We start from the raw sequence: 13009 nt of genomic DNA, 5'->3' as shown, positions 1-13009 counted from the left end.
ACTTAATTTTTTTGTATGGATAATTACCCACCTAACTTAAATCCTTTTTCATCAATTTCGGGTAATGTGAGACCCAGGCTTTAGCAGCAACTAAAGCTTTCTATTTGGCAGTTCGATTAATTTTTGGCTCCTCAATTGAGAGACCGATAACAAGAAAGAACGCCTCATAGGACTCCAAGCACCACACTCGAATAGTCTACTGGGTCTCGAACCCGCATTATGCAAGCAAGAGTCAGCTTATTATGAACACTATTACAAAGCAAAAAATTAACGTTGGGGTAGATACTGGCAAATCACAGCTTGATATTTACATACGGCCTTTGGATATCTTTTTCTGTGTAGAAAACAATGAAAGAGGGATAAAAGAAGCGATTGTCGAACTCAAGAAATATCAGCCCGAAAGAATAGTTGTTGAAGCGACGGGCAGATTAGAAATGCCTTTTGCAATGGCGTGCGCTGAGGCAAAACTTCCATTTGTCATTGCCCATCCAGTTCACATAAAACGATTTGCTGGTGCGATAGGGCGGCGAGCTAAAACTGACAAGCTCGACGCTAAACTAATAGCGCACTTTAGTGAGGTGATAAAACCTGACTTAACTCAGCTGAAGCCAAAAGCCATGCGCGCTATGAGCGATTTAGTCACGCGTCGTAATCAACTCCTTTCCATGCAAACAATGGAAAAAAATAGAATTCAAATCATGCCCAAAGACCTTGCGATGACGATAAAACCGATATTAACGGCTTTGGGTAATCAGATAAAAAAGGTCGAAGAAAAAATCCTGAAGATGATTGAGTTGACGCCGGAATTTAAAGCGAAAGATCAACTGCTTCAAAGCATGAATGGTGTTGGAAAAGTCGCAGCTGCGTCAATAATAAGTAATCTACCTGAGCTTGGTTATATGACGAACAAACAAGCAGCAGCCTTAGTTGGTGTTGCACCGATGAGCAAAGAAAGTGGGCGGTATAAAGGGCATCGGAAAATACAAGGTGGCCGTCACCAAGTAAGAACAGTACTCTTTATGGCTGTGATGTCGGCGATTCAATCAAACCCTGTATTTAAATCTTATTACGGTAAGTTAGTAAGCGCAGGAAAGCCTAAAAAGGTGGCTTTGATTGCCTGTGTGAGAAAGATGGTAATAGTACTGAATTCAATGTTGAGAGATGGTGTGATGTGGGAAGCGCCAAAGGCTTTAAATTAACTATTGACGCCATAGTCTCTTGTTAGGTGCTATGGCGTAAAAACAACAAACGCAGCCCTAACCAAAACAATGAAAACACCATACCCTAGAATAGAAATAGAGCGTCTACGGCGTTTAGGTAGGAGCTCTTTTACAACAACTGAATCATCTTTTTTTAAAGACGCTCCCCATATAAGAAACCAGTATACACTGAGCGCATAAGAGCTATCACCGATTTGAACGGTGGCATTATGTCTAGGCCAGAACCAAAAGTACTTAGAGTAAGCAACAGTGTCGCCTACCTTAACTGCAAACTTTGTAGTTAAGCGGTCGTACGATACGCAAATCGTATTGTCAGCTACGGTGTGTAAATGTTTATGAAATCTTTCGAAGCTCATTTCCCTGTAGCACCTAACTTTTAAATAAGGGGCGCAGGCATGTGGGGCATAATGGCGAAGCCGCCCCGCGTGTTTGCGTCCCAGCCCGCGTAGCGGGCGAACTTGATTTTTTTGTTAGGAGACATTACCCAAATGCCTCTATTTGTTTAACTAAAAGTGATGCGGGTATGTCGATGCCTGTAAGATTTTTGCCAGAAAGATTTACTCCCACTACTTTCTCATCATCCTGTAGGATAGGTAAGAAATCCTCCTTAAATTGTGCCCAGCTAACACTTCGTGCTTCTACGTCTCCGAGCAGTTCAGGATTCAGTTTTTTAAGCCTATCGATTCTAGATTTGGAAGACCACAGGGGCAAAGATACTTTGTTGTCACCAACATCAAACTCTAAGAGTATTTCGTTTGGTAGGCAACCAAACCAAACTATTTGAGTCGCTGCGACTTCTTCGTAAAATTTGTTTGCTTGTGTGACGCCTGCTGACATTTCCTTGTCTCCTAACAATTTAGTGTAAGGAAAAAATCCTTTATGCAAGGTGGATAATTTCCGTATATCACTTTTACAATTTTATTACTTTCGCATGGAAATACACTTTCATCAATAACCTACACTTAGTAACTGAAAATGCTGTACTTAAGTACGGAATCTTTCCTTTTTATTTTACGGTAGAGCCAAAAACCGTAATTCTGTATTTAATTACAGTAATAAAATTCAAAAAAATGAAATCAATGTTTATGCAAATGGTGATAGAGCATATGTACAACCGTCGCTATGCGAAGCGTTCGATAGAACTCTATAGCAAATGGATCATAAGCTTTATCCGCTTTAACAATAATAGGCACCCTTCTGAAATGGGAGACAAAGAAGTTGAAGTGTTTCTGTCTCACTTAGTAAACGCTAAAAATGTGGCTCCTGCCACTCAGGCGAGCGCGCTAAATGCGTTGGCCTTTTTATATCGCGATATATTGGAGCGCCCGCTTTCTTGCGAACTTAACTTTGTTTCAAGTCGCAGGCAGGCCAAACTTCCAGTTGTATTAACAAAGGAAGAGGTCGTCTCTCTTTTTGAGCAAATCCCTGCCAACCTAAAATTACCTATATCCTTATTGTACGGAAGTGGTTTAAGACTAATGGAAGCGGTTAGGCTACGAGTTAAAGACATTGATTTTGACTACAATGCTATTCGCATTTGGGATGGGAAAGGCGGCAAGCATCGCATTGTAACGTTGGCTGCTGAGCTAAAGCCGGCCCTCACACGGCAAATCGCTATGGTAGAAAACTTCTTGGCGGCTGATCTTGAGAACCCGAAATACGCGGGGGTTTATCTACCTCATCGATTGCGTTTGAAATACAAAAACGCGCCCAGAGAGTTAGGCTGGCATTATTTATTTTCTTCTTCTCGGTTATCTGTCGATCCTGAAAACAAAAGAGTGCGACGGCACCATATTGATGAGTCGAGTATACAAAAAGCAATACGCAATACTGCTAAAGCCTGTGACATTAAAAAGAAAGTTACGCCTCACACGCTGCGCCACTCTTTTGCAACGCACTTGTTGCAATCTGGAGCTGATATAAGAACGGTGCAAACACAGTTAGGTCATTCAGACGTAAAGACCACGCAAATTTACACTCACGTACTTCAGCAAGGGGCACAGGGCGTTGTGAGTCCTTTATCTCGCGTATTGAAGTAACTTACACAGCAAGTTAGAACCAACAAAAAAGGGCCCGAAGGCCCTTTTAACAAATTAGCTTTAAAAGCTCTTAGTCAAACGCTTATACGCGTTCGAATACGGTAGCAATACCTTGGCCTAAACCAATACACATGGTTGCTAAGCCTAGGCTTACGTCTTGTGATTCCATTAGGTTGATAAGCGTACCCGAGATACGTGAACCAGAACAACCTAGTGGGTGACCAAGTGCAATAGCGCCACCGTTAAGGTTAATCTTAGTATCTAGGTGGTCCATCCAACCTAGCTGCTTAATACACGATAGTGCCTGTGCCGCGAACGCTTCGTTAAACTCTGCAAGTTCAATATCGTCCATAGTTAGGCCAGCGCGCTTAAGCGCTTTTTGTGTAGCTGGCACTGGGCCGTAACCCATAATTGCCGCATCACAACCAGCCACAGCCATTGCGCGAATTTTCGCACGAGGCGTTAGGCCAAGCTCTTTCGCACGGTCTGCTGACATAAGTAGCATAGCCGATGCACCGTCAGACAGCGCAGAAGATGTACCAGCAGTCACGGTACCGTTTACTGGGTCGAACACTGGGCGAAGTGCCGCCATGCTCTCAGCAGTGCTCTCTGGGCGAACTACTTCATCGTAGTCAATTAGCTTTAATACGCCGTTTGCATCGTGACCTTCAACAGGCACAATCTCGTTAGCCCAGCGGCCTTCAAGGTGTGCTTTGTGCGCTAGCTGGTGCGAACGTGCGCCAAATGCGTCTTGTTGCTCACGAGTAATACCGTTTTGACGGCCAAGTAGCTCGGCAGTCATACCCATCATGCCCGACGCTTTCGCCGTGTACTTAGCAAGACCTGGGTGGAAGTCGATGTTGTAGTTCATCGGTACGTGACCCATGTGCTCAACACCACCAATCATGTAAATGTCACCACGACCGCTCATGATGCCGCTTGTTGCATCGTGAAGGGCTTGCATTGATGAACCACATAAACGGTTAACCGTTACCGCGCCTGTTGTGCGTGGAATTTTTGTGAGTAGTTGCGCGTTACGTGCAACGTTGAAGCCTTGTTCTTTAGTTTGCTGAACACAGCCCCAAATGATGTCTTCAATTTCCGCTGGGTTTACGCCAGGGTTACGCTCTAGTAGCGCGGTCATTAGTGCTGCAGATAGGTCTTCTGCACGCACATTTCTGAAAACACCGTTTTTTGAACGACCCATAGGGGTACGTACGCAATCGATTACGACCACTTCTTTCATTAGTTTTTCCTCCGGGTCTTATGCGAAATAGGATTTACCAGAAGCGGCCATTTCACGAACGCCGTCTGAGATCTGATAAATAGGACCAAGTTCAGCGTACTTGTCTGCCATAGCAACAAAGTTCGCCAAGCCAATGGTTTCAATCCAACGGAAAATACCACCGCGGAATGGAGGGAAACCTAAGCCGTAAAGTAGCGCCATATCTGCTTCAGCTGCGCTATCTACAATGCCTTCTTCTAGGCAGCGAATTGCTTCGTTTGCCATAGGGATCATAAGGCGTGCAATAATGTCGTCTGCTTCAAAGTCTGTCTTCTCAGCTACGTGTGGCGCCATTAGTGCATATGCTTCTTCAGCCGGTGTTTTAGACGGCTTGCCGCGCTTATCAACACCGTAGTTGTAAAAACCTTTACCGTTCTTCTGACCTAAACGCTGTTCTTTGTAGAACAAGGTTACAGGGTCGTTGTCTAGGCGAGCCATACGCTCTGGAATACCCGCTGCCATAACGTCTGCTGCGTGATCGCCAGTGTCGATACCTACAACGTCCATTAGGTAAGCAGGGCCCATTGGCCAGCCGAAGATTTTTTCCATTACTTTATCAACCGCAACAAAGTCTGCGCCGTCGATAAGTAGCTTACTGAAGCCCGCAAAGTATGGGAACAATACGCGGTTTACTAAGAACCCTGGGCAGTCGTTAACCACAATAGGGGTTTTGCCCATTTTAAGGGTAGCGGCTACTACTGCATTGATGGTTTCTTCTGACGTATTTTCGCCACGAATAATTTCAACAAGCGGCATGCGGTGCACTGGGTTAAAGAAGTGCATACCACAGAAACGCTCTGGCTTGTCTAAGCTTTCAGCTAGCTGGTTGATAGAGATAGTCGAAGTGTTTGAAGTGATAATAGCGTCGTCTGCTACATTGTCTTCTACTTCTTTAAGTACAATACCCTTTACTTTCGGGTTCTCTACAACCGCTTCAATGACAAGGTCTGCATCTTTAAGTGTGCTATACTCAAGAGTAGGCGTGATAGCGTTAAGCGTTTGCGCCATTTTAGTCGCATCAACTTTACCGCGCTGCATGCCTTTACCAAGAATTTTCGCTGCTTCTGAAAGACCAAGGTCTAGTGCACCTTGGTTAATGTCTTTCATGATTACCGGCGTGCCTTTCACCGCGCTTTGGTATGCAATACCGCCACCCATGATGCCAGCACCTAGTACCGCGTTAAGCTTAGACTGCTTAGTGGCTGCTTTTGCTTGCTTCTTACCTTTGCTTTTAACTAGCTGGTCGGCAAGGAAGATACCAATTTGTGCTTTCGCCGCGTCGGTTTTTGCAAGGGCTACAAAGCCTTCGTTTTCAAGCTTAAGTGCGCCGTCACGGTCTAGCCCCGCTGCTTTTTGAACAGTCTCAACCATTTTGTGCGGAGCTGGGTAATGCTTACCAGCTTGTGCAAATACCATAGCTTGAGCAGTAGAGAAGCTCATCATGGCTTCGTTTTTGTTTAGCTGTAGCGGGGCTTTCTTAACCGCACGACGAGCTTGCCAGTCAAATTTACCGTCAGCGGCGTCTTTCACCATTGAAAGTGCACCTTCAACTAACGCTTCTGGTGCTACTACTGCATCAACTGCGCCTTCAGCAAGGGCTTTTGCACCTTTTCTGTCGCGACCAGTCGTCATCCACTCAAGGGCGTTATCTGCACCAATTAGGCGAGGTAGGCGAACCGTACCACCAAAACCAGGCATAAGGCCTAGCTTAACTTCTGGTAAGCCGATTGAAGCTGTTGTGTCTGCAATACGCATGTCACATGCCAATGCCATTTCACAGCCGCCACCCAGCGCGAAACCGTTAACTGCAGCGATGGTAGGGAAAGGTAGGTCTTCGAAGCGGTCAAATACTTGTGACGTATTAGCAACCCACTGTAGTACTTCAGCATCGTCCATGGCGAATAAGCCAGTGAACTCGGTGATATCAGCACCTACGATAAATGCAGATTTTGCGCTGCGAACTACTAAGCCTTTAATGTCGCCTTTAGCAAGTAGGGCTTGAGTTGCTTCATCAAGTTCTGTCACCGTTTGGCGGTCGAACTTGTTTACTGAACCTTGGGCGTCGAATACCAGCTCAGCAAAGCCGTCATCTAACAGGCTGACGGAAAGACTTTTGCCTGTGTATATCATTATCATCTCCTTCGGCATTGGCCAGGATGTTAGTGAACTAATCCAACTGAATTGTAGGGTCGTATGCATTCACTAACGCGTTAGGGTGGCTAGATTCTTTACAAAGCCACACAAAATTTCAACAAAAAATCAAACAATCGTTTTATTTTGTCTAAGGTAGTGGTCCGATGACTTAAATTCAAGTGCAAATGTCAAATTCAAGCTTCATTTCGGCAATGGTGGTTGTATAATGAGCATAATTGGTGCAAAGCGCCAATCCAGCAAAAGAATAATCTACAATCATGTCAACTATGCGTGTAAAGCATAGCTAACGACAGCTGGCACAACATCTTCATTGGCAAGGAGCCAGACTAAAGTCCTCCTTTCGTTTTTAAAACGTGTGTGGTTCTTCAGTCGCAATGCTGCTTTTTCAGCAACATTTTACAATTAGCTCGTTATGGCAGTGTCGCCAACGCTCACAGGCGTTCGAGTGTAGAGCAGGGTAGGAGTTCTATTGTGTCTGATTTTTATTTCAATTCGTGGCTAGGTTGGCGTTCGCCGGCAAATATAAAGAAAATGGCCGCCATGTTCGCAGGGGCCCTTGTCGGCTCACTTTTTTCACTTCTTTCTCTCAGTGCATGGGCTTCACAGCCGTTAACGCTACCCAATGATATTTTTGAACAAGAGCGCGCTCGCTATCTAGATGTCGAGAAAAAGTTATTAACCTATTCAAAGCGCAGCGTTCAGCATCTTGATAACGATATTTACGATTTAGCACACTATCCACTTTATCCCTATTTGTTGCGCCTTAAACTTGAGCGCACGATGTCAATAAGAACAAAGCGCGAGGTAAAGCAGTTTTTAGAAGATTTTGATGGGCAGCCGGTTAGTTATGGTGTGCGTTATAAATGGCTTAACTACCTCGCGAAAAACGATTATCGCAGCACATTTTTAGAAAACTACCGTTCGGGTATGGGCGCAAGGCTCACATGTATCGCGTTAAATTATCGGTTAAAAGAGGGAGAAAGCGAAAAGACCGTTTTACATGAGGTTGACGCACTTTGGCTTCATGGTCAGTCTCAACCTGAGGAGTGCGATCCGCTTTTTGCTAAGTGGAAAAAAGCGGGCATGATGACACCCGAAATGGTAATCAAGCGCATTGAAATTGCTGCGAAGGAAGATAACCGAGCTATTATTTCTTATCTTAAGCGCCAATTACCTAGTGATAAGCAGTACCTTGCAGACGCTTGGTTATCAGTTACCCGAGATACAAGCAGAGTAAATAAGACGGCGCTTTTTCCCCTAAAAAACACATCGCATGAAGCAGAAGTCATAGTCTGGGCGGTAGAAAAGCTTGCGTGGCGAAACCCTGATTTAGCAGGCAAAGTATTTACCCGCTACAACGATAAAAAAGTCTTTTCGAACGCACAGCAGCACGTTATGCGAAGAGCAATAGCGCTTAGCTACACTTTAGACCGTCTTCCTCAGGCTCATTATTGGTTAGAGCTTGCCGATATCGATGGCGCTAGTGAAGATATAAAACTCTGGCACATTTCCCATTTACTTCGCACGAAAAAATGGCAAGAAGTGGTGGATGTTATTGATAATGCGCCAGCAAGTTTGCAGCGAGAGGAAAACTATCGCTACTGGAAGGCCCGTGCCCTAGAGGCGCTTGGCCAAACTATGCAGGCAACGGTGCTTTACAAAGAGCTTGCCCAAGAGCGTCATTACTATGGTTTTATGGCGAGTGCGCACATTGGCGAAATTCCGTCGCTAGTGAATACCCCCGCGCCAAGAGATACGGCAGCCATCGCTAGCGTGGCGAAAACCCCTGCGACCATGCGCGCTGTTGAGTTTTTTAGGCTAGACAGAAACACAGAAGCACGCAGAGAATGGTATTATTTGCTTGCCCACTTACCCGACTCGAAAGTAACCGACGCGGGCATATTAGCTTATGAGTGGGGGCTGTACGATCAGGCTATCACCAGCTTTGCACGCAGTGGCTACTGGGATGACGTCGAGCGTCGATTCCCGCTGGCCTTCAACGATGTATTTAGTGAAAAGTCCGAGGCATACAGCATTTCAAAGTCGCTTGCTATGGCGATTGCACGTCGAGAAAGCTCGTTCAGAAGCGACGCCATATCGCCGGTTGGCGCCGCAGGTTTAATGCAGCTTATGCCAGGTACAGCACGCTACGTGGCAAAAGAAAAGGTGAGCAGAAGCGAGCTATTTAAGGTAAATGACAATGTAGAGTACGGCGTTCAATACATTCGTTATTTAATGGATAAGCTCAATAATAATCCCGTACTGGTGTCAGCCTCTTACAACGCAGGATGGCGTAAAGTGTTGGAATGGCTGCCCGCGAATGAATCCTTACCTGTGGATATTTGGATAGAGAATATCCCCTATAAGGAAACCCGTGCTTACGTGAAAGCGGTAATGGCGTATCAACACATTTACGACCAGCAGCTAGGTGGAAACGAGAATGTCTTCCCTCAACTCACTCGCGATATGATCCCTTCGGCCGATGCGGTAAGTACTCATCCGGTAACGGGAACACTGCAACTGGCGCCACGCTAGCGATATACAATGAGGCACGCTTAAACGCGCCGTTACGAATATATCGCTTTAACGTTTCGGTCGTCTTAACCTGCTAACCAGGTAATAAGCGAGGCATACATGCATGTCATGTAAGCCTCGTGATACACTTAATGCGTGTTCCACCTAACGACTAAAAAGATAAGAGGGGCTATGTCGCAACATCAAGTAACCTACCAACAGCATATCGAAGAGCTTCAAACTCGTACTCGCGAAGCACTTCAGCGAGAAGGATTAGACGGATTAGTTATTCACTCGGGGCAGGGCAAGCGCCTTTTCTTAGACGACAACCACTATCCGTTCAAGGTAAACCCGCAGTTCAAAGCGTGGGTACCTGTCATCGATAACCCTAACTGCTGGCTGGTGGTTAATGGTGTAGATAAACCTACGCTTATTTTTTATCGTCCGGAAGATTTCTGGCACAAAGTGCCGCCAGAGCCTAATGACTTCTGGACTGACAGCTTCGACATTAAGCTACTTCAACAGGCCGATGCGGTAGAGAAATTCTTACCTTACGATAAAAGCCGTTTTGCCTATGTCGGCGAATACATCGAAGTAGCCAAAGCGCTGGGTTTTGACAATGTTAATCCAGACCGCGTGTTACATTATTTGCACTATCAACGTGCTTATAAAACCGATTATGAACTCGACTGCATGCGTCAAGCTAACAAACTTGCGGTAGCAGGGCATAAAGCCGCTGAGCGAGCTTTTCGTGAGGGCAAAAGTGAATTCGATATTAACCTTGCCTATGCAGCAGCTAGCAGACAAGGTGATAACGACGTACCGTACACCAGCATTGTGGCACTCAACGAGCATGCTTCAATTCTGCATTACATGCAATGCGATACGGTAGCGCCAAAGGAGTCACGCTCCTTTTTGATTGATGCAGGTGCAAATTATCATGGCTACGCGGCAGATATTACACGTACTTACGCTCAAGACTCTGTTCATAACTCAGCGATGTTCCGCGACCTCATCCAGGCGGTAGACAAGGTAACGCTGACTCTAGTCGATTCGTTGAAGCCGGGTGTAGCTTACACTGACATTCACTTGTTAGCCCACGATGGCATTGCGCAAATTCTTCACGACACCGGCATGGTGAATTTAACGCCACCTGAAATCGTGGAAATGGGGATTACGCGCACGTTCTTCCCACACGGCATTGGCCACTTCTTAGGCCTTCAAGTTCACGATGTAGGTGGGCTGGTAAATGATGACAGGGGCACGCCTAAGCCTGCTCCTGAAGATCACCCATTCTTGCGATGCACACGCATGGTCGAGGCCCGTCAGGTGTTCACAATCGAGCCAGGCTTATATTTCATTGAGAGCCTTCTGCGCGACCTTAAAGCGACGCCTGCGTCTAAGTATATTAATTGGAATACCATTGAGGCGTACAAGCCATTTGGCGGCATTCGCATTGAAGACAATGTTATTGTGCACCGCGATAAAAACGAGAACATGACCCGAGATTTAAATTTAAACTAAGGGGCAATCTGTATCTCGTTGTTAGCGGGTAAATATGGTCATAGTGATATCAAAGAGCAGCGTGAAGCTGCTCTTTTTCGTTAAGCTCGCAAGATTTGATAAGAGTGATTAAAGTGATAAGTCTCAGATAATTGCCGACGGTTTGTAATGGCAGTCATTTCTTAAATAAAAAGTTGAGATGTGGCGTCTTTACATTGGCCGCATTGCGTGAGCAATTGGCCGTTAACGTTATCTTTTATGTAAACCATTGATGCTGTTATAAGTAAACAGTGGTAGATAGTTTAAATAGTTGAAAGGAGTCTTTATGCCACAAGGTGACATTGTAGGTTTACTCATCATGGCAACGGTAGCGGGTCTTGCTATGCCTGCGGGGGCAATTTTAGCCACGTACAAAGGCATTCAGCCCAAGTGGCTAGAGAAAGAATTGCGACATGGAATTTTGGCCCTGGGCGCTGGTGCACTAATTTCAGCGGTGGGTCTTGTGCTTGTGCCTGAAGGAATAAAAGACGTATCAGTCTTTACCGCCATACTGTGCTTTGTTGGCGGTGCTCTTGCTTTTATGACCCTTGATATTTATTTAGCCAAAAAGAAAACTGCGGGCTGCCAGTTAGCCGCCATGCTTAGCGACTTTGTGCCCGAATCAATTGCTCTTGGTACTACCGCTGCGCTGGGCGGAGGCACAATGTTATTAGGTCTATTAATTGCTGTTCAAAACCTGCCCGAAGGGTTTAATGCTTACCGAGAAATGCTGCCTAAAAATAAGAAGCGGAGCACAAAGCTCATTGTAATCTTTGTGCTAATGGCGTTACTGGGGCCTCTGTTTAGCCTGCTCGGGTTTTATTACCTAGCGCAGTTCCCCGTGATCATGAGCGGCATCATGCTATTTGCCGCAGGCGGTATTTTGTACTCGGTATTTCAAGATATAGCACCGCAAATTCGAATGGAAAATCATTGGCTGCCGCCATTGGGAGGTATTCTTGGTTTCTTGGTGGGGATGATTGGCTTTATGCTTGAAGGCTAACCTGTCAAAAATGGGGTTAGCCTAAAATTCGCTGTAATACTTATTTGACGCAGAAAAAATGTTTATTGAAATGGCTTGTTAGAGCACCAGAGATGTTTTGTTTACCAATAAGTGTGGAAGCTCACGCTTTATATTTTTTCTAGATTTCAACAGCAAAAAAGGCGTGTTAGTTACCACACGCCCTAGCTTGTACGCTCAATTGAAATATGCGCCAGCGCAATAAGCGCCTCTTTGTACTCAGAGTCGTTAATGGCATTTAAGCTATCTATGGCCATTTGCACTTCTTTTTGCGCACACTCGCGTGTGTAGTCTAAAGCGCCGGTTTCTTCCATAATGCGTTGAATACGCGTTAAATGAGGCAAACCATTGCTCTGTTCGATGGCTTCTTGGATCAGTATTTTATCTTCTTCATTTTTCGCATGCCACATGGCGTAAAGTAATGGTAGCGTCGGCTTGCCCTCTGCTAAATCGTCACCGGCATTCTTACCCATTTCTTCACTGTCTGCCATGTAGTCAAGAATATCGTCAGCCAGCTGGAAGGCGGTACCTAAGTGCTTGCCGTACTCTTGCATCGCGTGCTCAATATGCTCATCTTGATCAGTAAGCACTGCAGCAAGTTGAGTCGCAGCCTCAAATAAGCGGGCTGTTTTACCGTAAATAACGTCGAAGTAACGAGCCTCTGTCGTACTTGCATCATTACAGTTCATCAATTGCAGAACTTCGCCTTCAGCAATTTGATTTGTGGCTTCCGACAATATTTCCATTACGCGCATGCGCTTAAGGCTCACCATCATTTGGAAGGAGCGGGTGTATAGGAAGTCGCCGACTAAGACCGAGGCTTGATTACCGAAAATAGCGTTAGCCGTTTCTCGGCCTCGTCGCATGGTTGACTCATCAACCACATCATCGTGCAAAAGGGTAGCGGTATGAATAAATTCAACAATAGCTGCAAGCGTATGGTGGTCGTTATTATCGATACCCATTGCCCGGGCACTCAACACGGTAAGAAGTGGGCGTAAGCGTTTGCCGCCACTGTTTACAATGTAAAAACCAAGCTGATTAATAAGGGCAACATCAGAGTCGACTTGTTGTTGTATCAGCTGGTTGACCGCCTGCATATCGTCATTAGACAGGGCGCGGATTTGATCTATATCCATAGGCATGGCAATAAATATTTACTCTTACGTCTTGGGCAATAATTTAAACGCGATTGTACCTTAATCACCTATACTATCCACCAAATTGTCTTAAA

At 45.5% G+C, this 13009-nt stretch carries 10 protein-coding genes; 5 read left to right on the top strand and 5 right to left on the bottom strand.

Annotation, left to right across the window (positions count from 1 at the left end):
* Positions 1-242 precede the first annotated feature (242 nt).
* The gene (locus C6Y39_RS08555; protein WP_105930038.1) at positions 243-1199 is read left to right on the top strand and encodes an IS110 family RNA-guided transposase; all 957 of its coding nucleotides are present in this window, start codon (positions 243-245) and stop codon (positions 1197-1199) included.
* Between the two features lie 29 nt (positions 1200-1228).
* On the opposite strand, the gene C6Y39_RS08550 is transcribed toward C6Y39_RS08555, so the two are convergent.
* On the bottom strand, positions 1229-1576 hold the full coding sequence (locus C6Y39_RS08550; RefSeq protein ID WP_105930836.1) for a hypothetical protein: 348 nt from the start codon (positions 1574-1576) through the stop codon (positions 1229-1231).
* Between the two features lie 124 nt (positions 1577-1700).
* Positions 1701-2057 carry a DUF2750 domain-containing protein gene (locus C6Y39_RS08545; RefSeq protein WP_105930835.1) on the bottom strand — a complete coding sequence of 119 codons (357 nt, stop codon included), beginning with the start codon at positions 2055-2057 and terminating at the stop codon, positions 1701-1703.
* 233 nt (positions 2058-2290) lie between these two features.
* Here C6Y39_RS08545 and C6Y39_RS08540 point away from each other — a divergent pair, with 233 nt between their 5' ends.
* Positions 2291-3259, top strand: a complete 969-nt coding sequence (locus tag C6Y39_RS08540; RefSeq protein ID WP_105930834.1) for an integron integrase — start codon at positions 2291-2293, stop codon at positions 3257-3259.
* Between the two features lie 82 nt (positions 3260-3341).
* On the opposite strand, the gene fadA is transcribed toward C6Y39_RS08540, so the two are convergent.
* Positions 3342-4505 (bottom strand): acetyl-CoA C-acyltransferase FadA, encoded by a 1164-nt coding sequence (gene fadA / locus C6Y39_RS08535; protein ID WP_014997215.1) that lies wholly within the window; start codon positions 4503-4505, stop codon positions 3342-3344.
* An 18-nt stretch (positions 4506-4523) separates the two neighbouring features.
* Entirely contained in the window at positions 4524-6674 is a 2151-nt protein-coding gene (fadB, locus tag C6Y39_RS08530; RefSeq protein ID WP_105930833.1) for a fatty acid oxidation complex subunit alpha FadB, read from the bottom strand.
* A gap of 495 nt (positions 6675-7169) precedes the next feature.
* Here fadB and C6Y39_RS08525 point away from each other — a divergent pair, with 495 nt between their 5' ends.
* The 3 genes from C6Y39_RS08525 to C6Y39_RS08515 all read left to right on the top strand — a co-directional run bounded on the left by C6Y39_RS08525 (position 7170) and on the right by C6Y39_RS08515 (position 11757).
* Positions 7170-9233 carry a transglycosylase SLT domain-containing protein gene (locus tag C6Y39_RS08525; RefSeq protein WP_105930832.1) on the top strand — a complete coding sequence of 688 codons (2064 nt, stop codon included), beginning with the start codon at positions 7170-7172 and terminating at the stop codon, positions 9231-9233.
* 171 nt (positions 9234-9404) lie between these two features.
* On the top strand, positions 9405-10736 hold the full coding sequence (pepQ, locus tag C6Y39_RS08520) for a Xaa-Pro dipeptidase (RefSeq protein WP_105930831.1): 1332 nt from the start codon (positions 9405-9407) through the stop codon (positions 10734-10736).
* Positions 10737-11040: 304 nt separating this feature from the next.
* Positions 11041-11757 carry a ZIP family metal transporter gene (locus C6Y39_RS08515; protein ID WP_105930830.1) on the top strand — a complete coding sequence of 239 codons (717 nt, stop codon included), beginning with the start codon at positions 11041-11043 and terminating at the stop codon, positions 11755-11757.
* Positions 11758-11939: 182 nt separating this feature from the next.
* On the opposite strand, the gene ispB is transcribed toward C6Y39_RS08515, so the two are convergent.
* Complete coding sequence (gene ispB, locus C6Y39_RS08510) at positions 11940-12914, bottom strand: octaprenyl diphosphate synthase (RefSeq protein WP_105930868.1); 975 nt, start codon at positions 12912-12914, stop codon at positions 11940-11942.
* Positions 12915-13009: the final 95 nt, after the last annotated feature.

Origin of the sequence: Alteromonas gracilis (assembly GCF_002993325.1) — a bacterium.
Classification (GTDB): domain Bacteria; phylum Pseudomonadota; class Gammaproteobacteria; order Enterobacterales; family Alteromonadaceae; genus Alteromonas; species Alteromonas gracilis.
Note: the sequence above shows the minus strand (reverse complement) of the source record. Positions and strands in the feature narration are given on the sequence as shown.

What these genes read in the sequence shown, in the direction of transcription:
- C6Y39_RS08545 (WP_105930835.1), bottom strand. Translation starts at nt 2,057, where the DNA reads ATGTCAGCAGGCGTCACACAAGCAAACAAATTTTACGAAGAAGTCGCA.
- pepQ (WP_105930831.1), top strand. Translation starts at nt 9,405, where the DNA reads ATGTCGCAACATCAAGTAACCTACCAACAGCATATCGAAGAGCTTCAA.
- C6Y39_RS08555 (WP_105930038.1), top strand. Translation starts at nt 243, where the DNA reads ATGAACACTATTACAAAGCAAAAAATTAACGTTGGGGTAGATACTGGC.
- C6Y39_RS08515 (WP_105930830.1), top strand. Translation starts at nt 11,041, where the DNA reads ATGCCACAAGGTGACATTGTAGGTTTACTCATCATGGCAACGGTAGCG.
- fadB (WP_105930833.1), bottom strand. Translation starts at nt 6,674, where the DNA reads ATGATATACACAGGCAAAAGTCTTTCCGTCAGCCTGTTAGATGACGGC.
- fadA (WP_014997215.1), bottom strand. Translation starts at nt 4,505, where the DNA reads ATGAAAGAAGTGGTCGTAATCGATTGCGTACGTACCCCTATGGGTCGT.
- ispB (WP_105930868.1), bottom strand. Translation starts at nt 12,914, where the DNA reads ATGGATATAGATCAAATCCGCGCCCTGTCTAATGACGATATGCAGGCG.
- C6Y39_RS08550 (WP_105930836.1), bottom strand. Translation starts at nt 1,576, where the DNA reads ATGAGCTTCGAAAGATTTCATAAACATTTACACACCGTAGCTGACAAT.
- C6Y39_RS08540 (WP_105930834.1), top strand. Translation starts at nt 2,291, where the DNA reads ATGAAATCAATGTTTATGCAAATGGTGATAGAGCATATGTACAACCGT.